Source organism: Aeromonas sp. 102P, assembly GCF_051920345.1.
In the GTDB taxonomy this organism is placed as follows: Bacteria; Pseudomonadota; Gammaproteobacteria; order Enterobacterales; family Aeromonadaceae; genus Aeromonas; species Aeromonas veronii.
Genome location: NZ_JBQBCZ010000001.1, coordinates 1,970,621 through 1,988,019, shown reverse-complemented (window position 1 = coordinate 1,988,019; position 17,399 = coordinate 1,970,621). Strand labels below are relative to the sequence as shown.

The following is a 17,399-nucleotide window of genomic DNA, read 5'->3' as shown; positions in this document are numbered from 1 at the left end:
GATTTGTCGCTGTTTGCAGCCGATCTTAGCAGACTGCTTTCTGCTTAATAAAGTTATCTACGCACGCTTCGATTTCAGCAGCGGTGGCAAAGCTCAGTGCTTGATCAGCCATTGCCTTCACATCTTCGAAGTTGGTGTTGCGGATAAGCTTCTTGATACGCGGTACAGAGATGGCGCTCATGGAGAACTCATCCAGACCCATACCCAGCAGCAGCAGGGTAGCGCGCTCGTCACCAGCCAGTTCACCACACATACCGGTCCACTTGCCTTCGGCGTGGGACGCATCGATAACCATCTTGATCAGGGTCAGGACGGAGGGTGACAGCGGGTTGTACATGGCGGAGATCATCTCGTTACCACGATCGACAGCCAGGGTGTACTGGGTCAGGTCGTTGGTACCGATACTGAAGAAATCCACTTCCTTGGCCAGATGATGAGCCATCACGGCAGCGGCCGGGGTCTCGATCATGATACCCACTTCGATGGATTCATCAAAGGCTTTGCCTTCGGCACGCAGTTCGGCTTTCAGCGTCTCTACGGTAGCTTTCAGGCTACGGAACTCTTCGACAGAGATGATCATCGGGAACATGATGCGCAGTTTGCCGAAGGCAGAGGCGCGCAGAATGGCCCGCAGCTGAGCGTGCATAATGTCTTCGCGGTCGAAGAAAATACGCACGGCACGCCAGCCCAGGAAGGGGTTCATCTCTTTCGGGAAATTCATGTAGGGCAGCTCTTTGTCGCCGCCAATGTCCATGGTACGCACGATGATCGGCTGATCCGGCATCGCTTCGGCCACTTCTTTGTAGGCTTTGAACTGCTCGTCTTCGGTCGGCAGCGCGTCACGGTCCATGAACAGGAACTCGGTACGGTACAGACCCACGCCTTCGGCGCCATTGCGGATGGCACCTTCGGTATCCTTGACGGTACCGATGTTGGCGCACACTTCGACCTGGTGACCATCCAGCGTGATGGCAGGTAGATCTTTCAGCTTGGCCAGCTCATCTTTCTCGGCCTGGAACTGAGCCTGGAACTTCTTGGCTTCGGTCAACTGTTCAGCGGTCGGATTGATGATGATCTGGTTGTTGATCGCATCCAGCACCAGCATGTCACCGTTCTTGACGCGCTCGGTGATGTCGTTGGTGCCTACCACGGCCGGCAGCTCCAGGGAGCGAGCCATGATGGAGGTGTGAGAGGTACGGCCACCGATATCGGTGACGAAACCCAGCACATATTTCAGATTGATTTGAGCGGTTTCAGACGGGGTCAGGTCTTTGGCGACCAGGATCACCTCTTCGTCGATGGTGCTCAGGTTGACAACGGCGATGCCCAGTACGTTCTTGACCAGACGGGTACCGATGTCACGGAAGTCGGTAGCGCGTTCGCGCAGATAAGGGTCATCCAGCTCGGCCATCATCTTGGCGTACTGTTCGATCACCTCATAGATGGCTTTGTCAGCGGAAGCCTTGTTGTCTTTGATGAAGGATTTGATATCCCCTTCCAGCTCCTCATCTTCGAGCAGCATGATGTGGCCTTCGAAGATGGCCTCTTTTTCCTCACCGAAGGTGCGACCGGCCATCTCTTTGATGGCTTCCAGCTGGGTAGCTGACTTGGTACGAGCTTCGAGGAAACGGTTGATCTCGGCATCAATCTGGTCAGCAGAGATTTTGCCCTGATTGATAACGATTTCATCTTCTTTCAGAAGAAGCGCCTTACCGAATGCGATACCGGGGGACGCAAGAATGCCAGATATCATAATCCTTCCTATTAAAACGACTGTGGGGGAGGAATCTAAAGCTGGATTACTCCAGCTCGTCCATCAGGGCAACCAGCTTCTCAACAGCTTGCTGAGCATCCGGGCCGTCAGCCTGGATAGTTACGTTGGTACCCTTGGTCAGGCCCAGGGTCTGCAGCTTGAACAGGCTCTTGGCGCTGGCGGACTTGCCACCGGAGACCACAGTGATCTCGCTTTGGAATTCTTTGGCTTCTTTCACGAACTGAGCTGCCGGACGGGTGTGCAGGCCGTTTTCAGCAGTAATAACAACAGACTTCTCGTACATGGTTTCACCCCATATTATTGATATTTTTTGGTGGATTGGTCGTTTTTGAAGCAACCTGACCCACCGTGTCAGTATGGATATGTTGTAAAGTAACGAAAGCAGACCCGCAATGGTTTAATCCAGGTCAAGTTTCTGTGCAGTAATCGGCGCGCTGGTTGGCAATTTTCAGTTATTGGGCTACAAGCCGCATCAGGACTGGCCTGAAATTATTTTATAACGAAAAATAACACTTTGTTACTTTGTGATACCCAGCCAGCAAACACCGCGTGACGCCGCACAGGATATGAGATTTAGAGCAGAATGTCTGCTTTTTTTCTCACTCCGGAACTTGTTATTTTACCCCAAAAAATAAGGATCAAGTGACACTAACAGGGGTTGAGTCTAGCCCATAAAGAAGCGGCGCTCCTGGGAGCGCCGCTGTTTTGAAAGATTCCGATCAGTTACTGCTGCAGCTCCTGCTCGCTGAACACCCCGGCAAACAGGGCGCTGGAGAGGTAACGCTCCGCCGCACTCGGCAGGATGACCACAATGGTTTTGCCCGCAAATTCCGGCAGCTCGGCCAGACGGCTGGCAGCCACAACCGCAGCACCGGAGCTGATACCGGCCAGGATCCCCTCCTCCTCCATCAGGCGACGGGCCATCTCGATGGCTTCATCGCTGGTCACCTTCTCCACCCGATCGATAAGGGAGAGGTCCAGGTTGCCCGGGATAAAGCCGGCGCCGATCCCCTGGATCTTGTGGGGGCCCGGTTTGATCTCTTCCCCGGCCAGCTTCTGGCTGATGACCGGCGACTCGGCCGGTTCGACCGCAACAGAGACCACCGCCTTGCCTTTCGTCTGCTTCAGATAGCGGGAGACACCGGTAATGGTACCGCCGGTACCGACCCCGGCCACGAACACATCCACTTCGCCGTCAGTGGCATCCCAAATCTCGGGGCCGGTGGTCTTTTCGTGGATCTCCGGGTTGGCCGGGTTTTCAAACTGTTGCAGCAACACATACTTGCCCGGCTCGGACTCGAGGATCTCGTTGGCCTTGGCAATGGCCCCCTTCATGCCAAGCGGCCCTTCGGTCAGCACCAGATTGGCACCGAGCGCCTTGAGCAGCTTGCGGCGCTCCAGGCTCATAGTGGCCGGCATGGTCAGGGTGATGGGATAGCCGCGAGCCGCCGCGACAAAGGCCAGAGCAATACCCGTGTTGCCGCTGGTGGGCTCGATGATCTCCTTACCCTTGGTCAGGATGCCGCGCTTCTCGGCATCCCAGATCAGGTTGGCACCGATCCGGCACTTGACGCTGAAGCTGGGGTTGCGGCTCTCGATCTTGGCCAGCACGCGACCTTTGGTAACACGGTTGAGACGAACCAGCGGGGTGTGACCGATAGTCTGGCTGTTGTCCTCAAAAATTTTGCTCATGGCGCTATCCCTGTGTTTGTTACGACGATGAAACAAGATTACCCTGTGGTTTCTGAATGAGAAGTGACTATTCGTTATAACCATATGGTATTACAACATATAGAGCTTATTCTCTCTGGCCCCTGACTCCAGGCGCCAATCGTCAAAGGAACCGACGTTATGGGATTTTCAGGAAGCAGCCAGTATCTCGCCTCCGATGCATTGAAGATGGCGGTCAATGCCGCCATCACCCTCGAAAAACCGCTGCTGATCAAAGGGGAGCCGGGCACCGGCAAGACGGTGCTGGCAGAAGCGGTCGCCGACCATCTTGGCACCGATCTCATTGCCTGGCATATCAAGTCCACCACCAAGGCTCAACAGGGTCTCTACGAATATGATGCGGTGGCCCGGCTGCGCGACTCCCAGCTCGGCGACCCCAGAGTGGCCGATATCAGCCACTACATTCGCCAGGGCAAACTGTGGCAGGCTTTTAGCGCCGAGCAGCGACCTGTGCTGCTGATCGACGAGATAGACAAAGCCGACATCGAATTCCCCAACGATCTGCTGCTGGAGCTGGACCGGATGGAGTTCGACGTCTACGAGACCGGCGAGCGAGTCAAGGCGCGCCAGCGGCCGGTGGTCATCATCACCTCCAACAACGAAAAAGAGCTGCCGGACGCCTTCCTGCGCCGCTGTTTCTTCCACTATATCCGCTTCCCCGACAAGGCCGAGATGCAGGCCATCGTCAAACTCCACTACCCCGACCTCAAGGAGAGCCTGCTTGGCGAAGCGATGGAGCTCTTCTTCGAGCTGCGCGAGGTAGAGGGGCTGCGCAAGAAACCCTCCACCTCAGAGCTGCTGGACTGGATCCGCCTGCTCTTGGCCGACGATATCGCCCCCGAGGCGATGCGCGCCCGCGAGCCAGGCAAGCTGGTGCCCGCGCTATATGGCGCCCTGCTCAAGACCGAGCAGGATTTGCATCTCTTCGAGAAGCTCGCCTTTCTGGCCCGGCGCGGCAGCTGACCCATGCTGATCGACTTTTTTACCCATCTGCGCCGCCACAAGCTCCCCTGCAGCCTGCGTGAGCTGCTGGACTTGCACGCCGCACTGGCGGCCCGGCTGGTCACCATCGATATGGACGAGTTCTACCAACTCTCCCGCTGCCTGCTGGTAAAAGACGAGGCTCACTACGATCGCTTCGATCGCGCCTTCGCCGAGTACTACGAGGGGCTGGAAGCCATTCTCCTGCTGCCGGAGAACCTGCCGGATGAGTGGCTGCGCAAGGAGTTCGAACGGCTGTTGAGCCCAGAGGAGAAGGCGCTGCTCAAATCCCTCGGCGGACTCGACAAGCTGCTGGAGACCCTCAACCAGCGATTACGCGAGCAGAAAGAGCGCCACGCCGGCGGCAACAAGTGGGTGGGGACTGGTGGCAGCAGCCCGTTTGGCCACGGCGGTTTTCACCCCGAGGGCGTTCGTATGGGTGGAGAGGGGCAGCACGGCAAGGCGGCCAAGGTGTGGGAGGCCCGTCACTATCGCAACTTCAGCGACGACTCACCGCTCGGCCAGCGTGCCATTCAGCTCGCGCTGCGCAAGCTCAGGCGCTGGGTGCGCAAAGGCAATCCCGACGAGCTGGATCTCGACGACACCATAAAAAGTTCGGCCCGCCAGGGCTGGCTCGATGTGAAGCTGCGGCCCGAGCGCCACAACGGGGTCAAACTGTTGGTCTTTTTCGATGTCGGAGGCTCCATGGATGCCCACGTGGCCGAGGTGCAGCGCCTCTTCTCCGCGTTGCGCCACGAGTTCAAGCATCTGGAGTACTTCTATTTTCACAACTGCCTCTACGACTTCGTCTGGAAGGATAACGCCCGCCGCTTTGAGGAGCGGTTCGATACCCTGCGGCTGCTGCGCACCTACGGCAGCGACTACCGGGTGATCCTGGTAGGTGATGCCACCATGGGCCCCTACGAGATCACCTGGCCCGGCGGCAGTGTCGAGCAGTGGAACGAGGAGTCGGGTCAGGTGTGGCTCACCCGATTGCAGCAACACTTTCCCAAACTGGTGTGGATCAACCCCACCCCGCGGCGGGAGTGGCTCTGGCACCCCTCCATCAAGCTAATGAATGACGTGGTTGGCGGGCGGATGCATCCGCTGACCCTGGCGGGTCTTGCTGCGGCGATCGATCAGCTGTAACCCTCTCACCCCTATAAACCGACAAGCCGGGAACGCACCCGGCGAGGAGCAAAGATGACCTCTATCGTGATCAGTGGCTCAGGCCTCTATACCCCACCCTTTGCCGTCAGCAATGAAGAGCTGGTGGCCGCCTTCAACCAGTATGTGGATCTCTACAACGAGGAGAATGCCTCCGCCATCGATGCCGGCCAGCACCCCGCCAAGCAGCACTCCAGCTGCGAATTCATCGAGAAGGCATCCGGCATCAAGAGCCGTTATCTGGTGAGTCGCGAAGGGGTGCTCAACCCCGACATCATGCAGCCGCTGCTGGCGGAACGGCCCGATGAGATGCCCTCCATCATGGTGGAGATGGCGGTGGCTGCCGCCGAGCAGGCACTGATCGCCGCCGGTCGCGAGCCGGGAGAGATCGATCTGGTGATCGTGGCCGCCTCCAACATGCCGCGCCCCTACCCGGCGCTGGCCATCGAGCTGCAGCACTATCTGGGGGCGAGCGGCATGGCCTTTGATATGAACGTGGCCTGCTCCTCCGCCACCTTCGGCATCAAGACAGCCGCAGACATGCTGGCGGCAGACACAGCCAAACTGGCGCTGGTAGTCAATCCGGAGATCTGTTCGGGGCATCTCAATTTTCGCGATCGTGATAGCCACTTTATCTTCGGCGATGCCTGCACCGCGGTGCTGCTGGAGCGGGAGGCCGATTGCAAGGTGGCCAATCCGTGGCAACTGGTAGCCAGCAAGCTGGTGACCCAGTACTCCAACAACATCCGCAACAACTTCGGCTTTTTGAACCGGCTGAGCCCGCGTACCCGCTACGGCGACGACAAGCTGTTTCGCCAGCAGGGGCGCAAGGTGTTCAAGGAGGTATTGCCGCTGGTGTGCGACCAGATAGCCAACCAGCTCGACGAGCAGGGCTGGCCTGCCGAGAGCCTGAACCGGCTCTGGCTCCATCAGGCCAACCTCACCATGAACCAGTTCATCAGTCGCAAGCTGCTGGGCCACGATGCCAGCCAGCAGGAGGCGCCGGTCATTCTTGATAGCTATGGTAATACCAGCTCGGCGGGTTCCATCATCGCGTTTCATCTGTACAATCGCGACCTTCCTGCGGGGGCCCTCGGCGTACTTTGCTCCTTTGGCGCTGGCTACTCCATCGGTAGCTTGCTGCTGCGGCGCCTGTAATGGCGGGCCTCCCGCCGACATAACAATAACCAGCAACATGGGTGGGAATATGCAGAGGATCACGGGGCGCTGCGCCCTGCACTACGGGGTAACCCTGTCACTATTTTGTCTCTATGGCTGGCAGGTTTGCCCGTTTCTCGAGAGTCTCACCCTGCCCCAACTGCTGGGGCCAACCCTGGTGACGTTCGCCATCATGTTCGCCGTGCGCAATTGGCTGCTCTCAAGGCGGCCCTTGGCGCGCAACGGGCTGGACGGGTTTGGACTGGAGGTGGGTTTCTATCTGCTGGGAGCACTGCTGCTCTCGGGCTACAACGCACTGGCTCACGACTTTCCGCTGGAGAGTCACCTCAAGGTGCTGCTGGGGATGACCACCCTCGGCTTTCTGGTGGCGGCCGATCTGACCCTGGAGCGAGATTGGCATCGGGCCAGAGCACGGCAAGCCGAGCAGAGCCTGGCACTGAGCCACCCGCTGGCCATGCCGCTGCCACGCAAGTTCACCCTCTTTACCCTAGCGACCCTCACCCTGCTGGGAGGCGTCTTCTTCTTGCTGTTCAACAAGGATCTGGAGTGGCTGGTGACGGTGGAGCGCAGTCTGCCGAGGGTCGATGCCCAGCACTACATCCTGTGGGAGATCGCCTTCGTGATGACGGTGACCTTCTGTTATCTCGCTCTCATTATTCACGGTTATGGTCGTAATCTCGGCCTCTCCCTGCGCCAGCAGACCCGCACCATGGCCAGAGTGCAGTGTGGTGACTTCGACGCCCGGGTGCCGGTCACCCGGGATGACGAGTTCGGCCTTATCGCCGCCAGCACCAATCAGATGATCGGTGAGCTGAAATCCCGCAGCGACGAGCTCAACCTGACCCGCGACGTGGCTATCCTTGGCCTCGCCTCGCTGGCGGAGACCCGGGACAACGAAACCGGCGCCCATATCATTCGCACCCAGCACTACGTCAAGGCGCTGGCGCAATACCTCAGTCGCAGCGATTGGGATCGCTATCCGCTCGATGACGCCACCATCGACCTGCTGTTCAAGTCGGCTCCCCTGCACGATGTGGGCAAGGTGGGCATTCCCGATGCCATCCTGCTCAAACCGGGCAAGCTGACCGACGAGGAGTTCGCCATCATGAAGCGCCACCCGCAGATCGGCGCCGATGCGCTGGCGAGCGCCGAGGCGCAGCTGGGCTCCAACTCCTTCTTGCGGCTGGCCCGGGAGATCTCCCTCACCCACCACGAAAAGTGGGATGGCAGCGGCTATCCGGCTGGGCTGGCGGGTGAGGACATTCCCCTCTCCGGGCGTTTGATGGCGGTAGCGGATGTCTACGATGCCCTCATCTCGAAACGGGTCTACAAACCTGCTTTCAGCCATGAGGAAGCGAAGGAAATCATCGTGAAGGGGAGCGGCAGCCATTTTGATCCCGGCATTGTCGCGGCGTTTCTCGCCTGTGAAACGCAGTTCAGAGAGATTGCCGCGCAGTTTCAGGATCACCACTGAGCAAGTACATGCCGACCAGCTTGCCCTGATGGCTGACAGGGCAACCGGTGTCATAAATTGTACACAAACAGGTCTGGCCATTGCCGGTTCAGCGCCATGCTGACAGCCTTTGCCACGCCGCGCCCATATTGATATTTCCCTTTATTTACAGCTATTTTTTGTCATTTTGTGATCCGGGTTCGTGCCAATGACGCAACCGGGATCACAAGATGGCAGGAAAAGGCCGCAATTTGCCCTCCGGCGCCAATGATGGCTTTCAATGAAAGCGAGGTTTGCTATCATCCGGAGACATTTTTCATCTGTCGCCGGCTACAAAAGAATACCCTCATGTACACACAGTTCTTCGGCCTCTCGGAACACCCGTTTTCCATCTCGCCCAATCCCAAGTACCTCTATATGAGCGAGCGCCACGGCGAAGCCCTTGCTCATCTCAACTATGGATTGCAGGATGGCGGCGGCTTTGTGCTGCTGACCGGCGAAGTGGGCACCGGCAAGACCACCGTCTCCCGCTGCCTGCTGCAACAGCTCCCCGCCGAGACCGAGATCGCCTATATCCTCAACCCCTCCCTGACCGAACGGGATCTGCTGGCTGCCATCTGCGACGAGTTTCAACTCCCCTATCCCGAAGATGCCGGGATCAAGCGGCTGTTCGACCTTATTCGCGATCACCTGCTGGCCAACCTGGCGGCAGGCAAGCGCAGCGTGGTACTGGTGGATGAGGCGCAGCACCTGCTGCCCGGCGTACTGGAGCAGCTGCGTCTGCTCACCAACCTCGAAACCGACGAACGAAAACTGCTGCAAGTGGTGCTGATCGGTCAGCCCGAGCTGCAACAGATGCTGCGCCAACCCCTGCTGCGTCAGCTGGCCCAGCGCATTACCGCCCGCTATCACCTGCTGCCGCTCTCTCATAGCGATGTGGATGCCTACGTCCGCTTCCGGCTGCAAGTCGCAGGCTGCGTACAACCCATCTTCACCCCGCGCGCCATCAAGACGCTTCATCGCCTGAGTGGCGGCATCCCCCGTTTCATCAACCTCATCTGCGACCGCGCTCTGATCGCCGCTTTCGCCCGTGGCAGCTACAAGATTGTCCACAGCGATATCAGCCAGGCAGCCTTCGAGGTCAATGGCGTGCGGGACGAAGGAAGCTGGGCCTCCGGTCTGATGGTGACGCTGGCGGGCGCCCTGCTGGTGGCCGCAGGCTGGTGGGGCTGGCAATTTTTCGGCGTGTTCCCCACCCGTCCGGTAGTCAAGGTCGAGGTGCCGGTCACCATCGACGAGACCGCCGAGCAGCAGGAGCAGCTGACCGAGGCGATCAATCAGGCCATCGACCCCGACAGCGCCATGCAGAATCTCTATCGGGTCTGGGGTTATGAACCGGAACCGTTCGAGGCAACCTGTGACAACGCACCCCGTGCCGGTCTGCGCTGCCAGGAGGGAGAGGCAAGCCTCGATGAGCTGCGCGCCCTGCAGTATCCCGCCATGATCACGCTCACTGACCAGACTGGCGGCCTCTACTATGCGACCCTGGTCAATCTGGGGCCGAACAAGGCCAGCCTGATGATAGGTGACCAGAGCTGGCAGGTGGATCGCCAGTGGCTCAGCGACAACTGGGGCGGCAGCTACACCCTGCTCTGGCGCATGCCGAAAGGGGGCGTCAGCCTGATCGCCAGCAATGCCGGTCAGACCCAGATCCAGTGGCTCGACAATGCCCTGAGCCGTGCGCTGCAGCAACCCGAGCGCAAGGTGCGCCGTTTCGATGGCGAGCTCAAGAACAAGCTACAGCAGTTCCAGCGAGATCAGGGGCTCACCCCTGATGGCATCGCGGGCAGCAACACCCTGCTGCGTCTCAACGCCCTCTCCGGTGAACCCATGCCCAGACTGGAGGAGGCCTCCTGATGTCTACCCTGCTCAAGGCGCTGCGCCGTGCGCAGCAACCGCAACTCTCCGCCCATATTCCGGCTATGGGCTTGCCCATACCCCGGGAAGAGGAGCGCAGCCCACGCCGCATCGGCTGGCTGCTGGCTCCCCTGGCCTTGCTGCTGGGGGTGGGCGCCAACTATGGCTGGCATCTGATCCACCTGCGCCCCATCGAGGAGAAGGTGGAGGTGAAAGAGGTGATCACCCCGCCCTTCGTGCGGGTCGAACCCAAGGCAATGGCTACCCGTCCGCTCCCCCCGCCCCTGCCGAAGCCGGTGGCCCAACCCAGAGCAGTGGCCAAAAACGAAGGGACCAGTCAGGAGAATGCCCCCGCGCTGAGTCTGGCCGAGCAGCTGATGAAAGCCCTCAATGAAACCCCATTGCAGGAGACGCCACACGCCGCCAGCCAGAACGTGCAACCAGCCCAGTTGATGGCGCTGGGCTCGGCACCCCAGTCGGTGCGCCAGCAGGTGCCGCAATTGAGCTACGGCTCTCATGTGTTCTCCTCCAACCCCGCCAAGCGGGCCGTAGTGCTCAATGGCCGGGAATACCGGGAAGGGAGCGAAATCGCCCCGGGAGTCGTGCTCGCCACCATTGACCAGCAATACATAGTGCTGCAGGTCGCCGGACAGAGCGTGACCCTCAAGGCGCTGCAGGATTGGCGAGAGTGAGTACGCACCGTACCCTGATGTTCACTGGCAAGCAGGATGCACCTCACCTGAGCGCCACTTTTGTTAGCATTCAAAGGTTTACGGTGTGATGAAATATCCATTTTTACGGTTTGGCGCGCCCCGACCCGTTGTGTCACAGCCACCGGCCGTACACAATACGCAGCCGCCCCAGAGCCTGGAATTTGTTGATTAATATGACGCTACGATTCAGGGATGACATTTTGACCATGCTGCTGGCCCAGTGCCGGCGGCTTCCCATGACCAGAGTCACCCAGGTGGCCTTTCTGGCGCTGCTGATCATGCTGGCCCAGCAGAGCGCCGCCCTCACCTGGCGTCTGCTCACCCTGGCAAGTCCGCAAACCAGCCAACCGTGGCAACCCTCCGCCGTGGCGGTCAGCGGCCAGCGCACCCCGCGCCTTGAACTAGGCGAGGTAAGCCGACTGGCGCTGTTTGGCAAAGCGATCCCCAAGGCGCAGGCCAAAGCCGCCGTGGCCGCCAATGCGCCGCGTACCCAACTCAATGCCCAGCTCAACGGGGTGTTGGCGAGCTCGGATCCCGCCAAATCCATCGCCATCATCGCCATGTCCGGCATCCAGAACTCCTACGGGATCGGTGACATGATTGACGGCACCCAGGCGCGGATCCGGCAGGTCTATCCGGATCGGGTGATCATCGAGCGGGATGGCCGCGACGAGACCCTGATGCTGGATGGCGAGGAGTATGGCAAGCCGCTGCCACAGACCAACGCAGCCCCCCTTGGCTCCCTGCGCAGCGAGCTGATGGCCGATCCGGGCAAGATCACCGATTACCTCAATATTTCACCGGTTCAGGTGGATGGCCGCATGACCGGCTATCGCCTCAATCCGGGCAGCAATCCTGAGTTTTTCAACCAGAGCGGGCTGCAGGCCAATGACCTGGCCATCAGCATCAACGGGCTGGATTTACGGGACAACATGCAAGCCATGCAGGCGATGCAGCAGATGGCTGGCGCAACGGAAATGACAGTGACCGTCGAGCGACAGGGCGAACAGTTCGACATCTATGTGCGCTTGTCAGAATAATGATTTGGAGTCGAACCAATAATGACCACTAAAGGGAAAAGCTGGCGTCTGGCCACTATCGCAGCGGCACTGATGATGGCGGGCTCAGCCTGGGCCACCGAATACTCTGCCAGTTTCAAGAACGCCGACATTGAAGAGTTCATCAATACGGTGGGCAAGAACCTCAATAAAACCATCATCATAGAGCCCTCGGTGCGCGGCAAGATCAACGTGCGCAGCTACGACCTGCTCAATGAGGAGCAGTACTACCAGTTCTTCCTGAGCGTGCTCGACGTCTACGGCTTTGCCGTGGTGCCGATGGACAACGGAGTGCTCAAGGTGCTGCGCTCGCGGGATGCCAAGACCTCCGCCATTCCGGTGGTGGATGGCAGCAACCCGGGCATGGGCGACGAGATGGTGACTCGGGTCGTGCCGGTGCGCAACGTCTCGGTCCGTGAACTGGCGCCACTGCTGCGCCAGCTCAACGACAACGCCGGTGGTGGCAACGTGGTGCACTACGAGCCCTCCAACGTGCTGCTGATCACCGGCCGCGCCGCCGTGGTCAACCGCCTGGTGGAGGTGGTGAACCGGGTCGACCGCGCAGGCGATCAGGATGTGGACATCATCAAGCTCAAGTTCGCCTCGGCGGGGGAAATGGTGCGGCTGGTGACCAACCTCAACAAGGATGGCAACCCGCAGGGCGGCACCGCCTCCCTGCTGCTCTCCCCCAAGGTGGTGGCCGACGAGCGCACCAACTCTGTGGTGGTGAGTGGTGAGCCGAAAGCGCGCGCCCGCATCATCCAGATGGTGCGCCAGCTCGACCGCGACCTGCAAAGCCAGGGCAACACCCGGGTCTTCTACCTCAAATATGGCAAGGCCAAAGATATGGTCGAGGTGCTCAAGGGCGTCAGCTCCAGCATCGAGGCCGACAAGAAGGGCGGCGGCGCAACCACAGGTGGCGCAAGCATCGGCGGTGGCAAGCTGGCCATCTCAGCCGACGAGACCACCAATGCGCTGGTCATCACCGCCCAGCCGGACGTGATGTCCGAACTGGAGCAGGTGGTGGCCAAGCTCGATATCCGCCGCGCCCAGGTGCTGGTGGAGGCGATCATCGTCGAAATAGCTGACAGCGATGGTCTGAACCTCGGGGTACAGTGGAATCATGCCGACTATGGTTCGATTCAATATCCAGATACCGGAGTCCCCATTACCTCGAAAGTCACAGCAGACAAACTCAAAGATAACGGGAATCCGGAACCCATTACCAAACTCATGTCGACCGTAAATGGCATGGCCGCCGGTTTCTATCACGGCGACTGGGCCATGCTGACGACAGCGCTGGCTTCCAATACCAAGAACGATATTCTCTCGACCCCGAGTATCGTCACCATGGACAACAAGGAAGCCTCTTTCAATGCAGGCAAGGAAGTACCTGTCCAGACCGGCACTCAAAGTTCGACCAGTAGTGACAGCGTCTTCAATACCATTGAGCGCAAAACGGTCGGAACCAAGTTAACCGTCACCCCTCAGATCAACGAAGGGGATTCGGTGCTGCTGAATATCGAGCAGGAGGTCTCCAGTGTTGGCAAACAGGCTGAAGGTACCTCAGGCCTGGGTCCAACATTTGATACCCGTACAGTGAAAAACTCGGTATTGGTGAAGAGCGGTGAAACAGTCGTGCTTGGCGGTTTGATGGATGAACAGACCAAAGAAGAAATCTCCAAGGTACCGCTGCTCGGTGATATCCCGGTGCTGGGTTATCTGTTCCGCTCTACCTCCAACACCACCTCCAAGCGCAACCTGATGGTCTTTATCCGGCCGACCATCTTGCGCGATGCGGACGTCTATACCGGTGTCTCCAGCAACAAGTACTCCCTGTTCCGCGCCGAGCAGCTCAATGCCGCCTCGCAGGAGGGGTATCTCACCTCCCCCGCCCGTCAGGTATTACCTGCCTATGGCCAGGATGTGATGGTGTCGCCCGAGCTGCAAAAAGAGATCCAGAAGCAGATCAACGAGATGCGGAGCAGACAGCAAAGCACTGTCGAGACCACCACCCCGTTTGTGCAGAGTAAGCCCTGATGAGTGCCTACCATCTGGATGGAAGCGCCGGGCCTGCGCCACTGCCCGAGCTCCCCTTTGTCTTTGCCCGCAATTTCGGGGTGATCCTGATTGAGCGGGAGGGCGCCCCCGTGCTGCAGTGCCGCCCCGGTGTCACCCCGCAGGCCCTGCTGGAGGTGCGGCGGGTCGCGGGTTGCAGCTTCGCGGTGGAGCAGCTCGATAACGAAGCCTTCGAAGAGCTGCTGATGGCCCACTACCAGCGCGACTCCTCCGAGGCGCGCCAGCTGATGGAAGATCTCGGCAACGAGATGGACTTCTTCGCCTTGGCCGAAGAGCTGCCGCAAAGTGAAGATCTGCTGGATGCCGATGACGACGCCCCCATCATTCGCCTCATCAACGCCATGTTGAGCGAGGCGATCAAGGAGGAGGCCTCCGATATCCATATCGAGACCTTCGAGCGGGCGCTGGTGATTCGTTTTCGCATCGACGGGGTACTGCGGGAGATCCTGCGCCCCCATCGCAAGCTGGCATCGCTCCTGGTCTCGCGGATCAAGGTCATGTCACGAATGGATATCGCCGAGAAGCGGGTACCGCAGGATGGCCGTATCTCGTTGCGTATCGGCGGCCGCGCCGTCGACGTGCGGGTCTCCACCATGCCGTCCAGCTACGGCGAGCGGGTGGTACTGCGTCTGCTCGACAAAAACAACGTGCGCCTCGAGCTCAAGCAGCTGGGGATGACCGCGGCCAACCGCACCATCATCAGCGAGCTTATTCGCAAGCCCCACGGCATTATTCTGGTCACCGGCCCGACCGGTTCAGGTAAATCCACCACCCTCTATGCGGCGCTCTCCGAGATCAACTCGCGGGATCGCAACATTTTGACGGTGGAAGATCCCATCGAATATGACCTCGAAGGGGTGGGCCAGACCCAGGTCAACAGCAAGGTAGACATGACCTTCGCCCGCGGCCTGCGCGCCATCCTGCGCCAGGATCCGGATGTGGTGATGGTGGGGGAAATCCGAGATCTGGAAACCGCCCAGATTGCGGTACAGGCATCGCTCACCGGTCATCTGGTGATGTCGACCCTGCACACCAACACCGCCATCGGCGCCATCACCCGGATGCGGGACATGGGGATCGAGCCCTTCCTGCTCTCCTCCTCCCTGCTGGCGGTGCTGGCCCAGCGGCTGGTGCGCACCCTCTGCCCCGATTGCCGCGCCTCGCGTCCGGCCACCGAGCAGGAGCGCCTCTCCATGGGGATCAAACTGGAGCCTGATCAGCATATCTGGCATGCGGTGGGCTGCGAGCAGTGCAACCACACCGGTTATCGCGGTCGGACCGGTATTCATGAGCTGGTAGTGGTCGATGAGGCGGTGCGCGAGGCAATCCACGGCGCCAGCGGCGAGATGGCCATCGAGCGGCTGATCCGCGGCCACACCCCCAGTATTCGCCGCGACGGCATCGACAAGGTGCTCAAGGGGCAGACCAGCCTCGAAGAGGTGCTGCGCGTGACCCGGGAAGATTGAGATGGCGGCATTCGAATACAAGGCCCTCGACGGCAAGGGGCGCAGCAAGAGCGGCGTGATGGAGGGCGATTCGGCCCGTCAGGTACGCCAGCTGCTGCGCGAGCAGGGGCTCACCCCGCTCGAGGTAAACGAGACCACCGAGAAGGCGAAACGGGAGGCGACCCGCTTCGCCCTGTTTCGTCGTGGCGCCTCCACCGCCGAGCTGGCCCTGATCACTCGCCAGCTGGCGACCCTGGTCGGTGCCGGCCTAACCATCGAAGAGGCGCTCAAAGCGGTGGCCGAGCAGTGCGAAAAAGCCCACTTGCGCAGTCTGGTGGCAACCGTGCGCAGCAAGGTAGTGGAGGGTTATTCGCTGGCCGACTCGCTGGGGGCTTTTCCCCATGTGTTCGACCAGTTGTTTCGCTCCATGGTAGCGGCCGGTGAAAAGTCGGGCCATCTGGAGAAGGTGCTCAACCGTCTCGCCGACTACACCGAGCAGCGCCAGCATATGCGCACCAAGCTGCTGCAGGCGATGATCTACCCCATCGTGCTCACCTGCGTCGCCATCGGGGTTATATCGATCCTGCTCACCGCCGTGGTGCCCAAGGTGGTGGCCCAGTTTGAACACATGGGCCAGCAGCTGCCGGGCACCACCCGTTTTCTCATCGGTACCAGCGAGCTGATGCAGGCCTATGGCCTCTGGTTCCTGCTGCTGCTCTTTATCGCCAGCTTTGTCTGGCGCTGGTGGCTCACCGACGAGAAGCGCCGTCGGCGCTGGCATCAGGTGCTGCTCGGCCTGCCGGTGATTGGCCGGGTCAGCCGCGGTCTCAACACCGCCCGCTTCGCCCGTACTTTAAGCATCCTCAACGCCAGTGCGGTGCCGCTGCTGGAGGGGATGAAGATCGCCGGTGAAGTGCTCTCCAACGACTTTGCCAGAATGCGCATTCTCGAGGCCGCCGAACGGGTGCGCGAGGGGACCAGTCTGCGCAAGTCGCTGACCGAGACCAAGATTTTCCCGCCCATGATGCTGCACATGATCGCCTCCGGCGAGCAGAGCGGCGAGCTCGACAGCATGCTGGAGCGGGCGGCAGACAACCAGGATCGGGAGTTTGAATCCCAGGTCAACATCGCCCTCGGGGTGTTCGAACCCATGCTGGTGGTCTCCATGGCCGGGGTGGTGCTGTTTATCGTGATGTCGATCCTGCAGCCGATCCTCGAGCTCAACAATATGGTGAATATGTAAGTTTCCGGTGTTCGGTGGCGCCGCTGGCGGCCCGTCGAACCCACCCAGTGATCACTCTCTGATGGGCCATCCCATCTCATTCGTTACGGAGCAACTCATGAACAAACGTCGTCAATCCGGTTTTACCCTGCTGGAAGTCATGGTGGTCATCGTGATCCTCGGCATTCTGGCCAGTCTGGTGGTGCCCAACCTGATGGGCAACAAGGAGAAAGCTGACCAGCAGAAAGCGGTCTCCGATATCGTGGCGCTGGAAAACGCCCTCGACATGTACAAGCTGGACAACAACCGCTACCCGACCACAGAACAGGGTCTGGACGCGCTGGTGACCAAGCCCTCAATCGATCCGGCGCCGCGCAGCTACCGCGATGGCGGCTACATCAAGCGCCTGCCGCAAGATCCCTGGGGCAACCCGTACCAGCTGCTGAGCCCGGGCCAGTTCGGCAAGATCGACATCTTCTCCATGGGTCTGGATGGCGAAGCCGGTACCGATGACGACATCGGCAACTGGAACCTGAAGGATTTCCAATAAGTGATGTGCCGCCAGCGCATTCACTCCGCCTTGCTGGAGCAGCCTGAATGAGGGCTGCGCCATCTGCTCGTCGCCAAGCCGGCTTTACCCTGCTGGAGGAGCTGCTCGTTGCCATGTTGATGGGTCGGCT

The 17,399-nt window shown here is 60.0% G+C and carries 14 protein-coding genes; 11 read left to right on the top strand and 3 right to left on the bottom strand.

Features of this window, described 5'->3' with window-relative positions; translation table 11 throughout:
• Positions 1 to 25: 25 nt before the first annotated feature.
• The 3 genes from ptsI to cysK form a co-directional block, all read right to left on the bottom strand.
• Positions 26 to 1,753: a phosphoenolpyruvate-protein phosphotransferase PtsI gene (gene ptsI / locus ACTG1K_RS09595; RefSeq protein WP_139733861.1), complete on the bottom strand. Its 1,728-nt coding sequence runs from the start codon at positions 1,751 to 1,753 to the stop codon at positions 26 to 28.
• 46 nt (positions 1,754 to 1,799) lie between these two features.
• Positions 1,800 to 2,057: an HPr family phosphocarrier protein gene (locus ACTG1K_RS09590; RefSeq protein ID WP_005338266.1), complete on the bottom strand. Its 258-nt coding sequence runs from the start codon at positions 2,055 to 2,057 to the stop codon at positions 1,800 to 1,802.
• Positions 2,058 to 2,497: 440 nt separating this feature from the next.
• Positions 2,498 to 3,466: a cysteine synthase A gene (gene cysK, locus ACTG1K_RS09585; protein WP_005338267.1), complete on the bottom strand. Its 969-nt coding sequence runs from the start codon at positions 3,464 to 3,466 to the stop codon at positions 2,498 to 2,500.
• Positions 3,467 to 3,625: 159 nt separating this feature from the next.
• Between cysK and ACTG1K_RS09580 the strand changes: the two genes are divergently transcribed.
• The 11 genes from ACTG1K_RS09580 (at position 3,626) to exeG (ending at position 17,269) form a co-directional block, all read left to right on the top strand.
• Positions 3,626 to 4,468, top strand: a complete 843-nt coding sequence (locus tag ACTG1K_RS09580) for an AAA family ATPase (RefSeq protein WP_005359032.1) — start codon at positions 3,626 to 3,628, stop codon at positions 4,466 to 4,468.
• A gap of 3 nt (positions 4,469 to 4,471) precedes the next feature.
• The gene (locus ACTG1K_RS09575; RefSeq protein ID WP_440005176.1) at positions 4,472 to 5,635 is read left to right on the top strand and encodes a vWA domain-containing protein; all 1,164 of its coding nucleotides are present in this window, start codon (positions 4,472 to 4,474) and stop codon (positions 5,633 to 5,635) included.
• Between the two features lie 54 nt (positions 5,636 to 5,689).
• Positions 5,690 to 6,811 (top strand): beta-ketoacyl-ACP synthase III, encoded by a 1,122-nt coding sequence (locus ACTG1K_RS09570; RefSeq protein WP_101529810.1) that lies wholly within the window; start codon positions 5,690 to 5,692, stop codon positions 6,809 to 6,811.
• Between the two features lie 49 nt (positions 6,812 to 6,860).
• Positions 6,861 to 8,306, top strand: coding sequence for an HD domain-containing phosphohydrolase (locus tag ACTG1K_RS09565; RefSeq protein WP_440005175.1), 1,446 nt, complete (start codon positions 6,861 to 6,863; stop codon positions 8,304 to 8,306).
• 327 nt (positions 8,307 to 8,633) lie between these two features.
• The gene (locus tag ACTG1K_RS09560) at positions 8,634 to 10,202 is read left to right on the top strand and encodes an ExeA family protein (RefSeq protein WP_040065846.1); all 1,569 of its coding nucleotides are present in this window, start codon (positions 8,634 to 8,636) and stop codon (positions 10,200 to 10,202) included.
• Positions 10,202 to 10,894 (top strand): type II secretion system assembly factor GspB, encoded by a 693-nt coding sequence (gene gspB / locus ACTG1K_RS09555; protein WP_103251309.1) that lies wholly within the window; start codon positions 10,202 to 10,204, stop codon positions 10,892 to 10,894. The genes ACTG1K_RS09560 and gspB overlap by 1 nt, the downstream gene beginning before the upstream one ends.
• 227 nt (positions 10,895 to 11,121) lie before the next feature.
• A complete protein-coding gene (gene exeC / locus ACTG1K_RS09550) occupies positions 11,122 to 11,955 on the top strand; it encodes a GspC family type II secretion system variant ExeC (RefSeq protein WP_429150102.1) in 834 nt (277 codons plus the stop codon).
• 21 nt (positions 11,956 to 11,976) lie between these two features.
• Positions 11,977 to 14,013: a GspD family T2SS secretin variant ExeD gene (exeD, locus tag ACTG1K_RS09545; RefSeq protein ID WP_429150090.1), complete on the top strand. Its 2,037-nt coding sequence runs from the start codon at positions 11,977 to 11,979 to the stop codon at positions 14,011 to 14,013.
• Entirely contained in the window at positions 14,013 to 15,518 is a 1,506-nt protein-coding gene (gspE, locus tag ACTG1K_RS09540) for a type II secretion system ATPase GspE (RefSeq protein WP_440005174.1), read from the top strand. Before exeD ends, gspE begins: the two co-directional genes overlap by 1 nt.
• 1 nt (position 15,519) lies before the next feature.
• A complete protein-coding gene (gene exeF / locus ACTG1K_RS09535) occupies positions 15,520 to 16,740 on the top strand; it encodes a GspF family T2SS innner membrane protein variant ExeF (RefSeq protein WP_042033052.1) in 1,221 nt (406 codons plus the stop codon).
• Positions 16,741 to 16,837: 97 nt separating this feature from the next.
• Positions 16,838 to 17,269 carry a GspG family T2SS major pseudopilin variant ExeG gene (exeG, locus tag ACTG1K_RS09530; protein ID WP_005338297.1) on the top strand — a complete coding sequence of 144 codons (432 nt, stop codon included), beginning with the start codon at positions 16,838 to 16,840 and terminating at the stop codon, positions 17,267 to 17,269.
• The last annotated feature ends 130 nt before the right edge of the window (positions 17,270 to 17,399 follow it).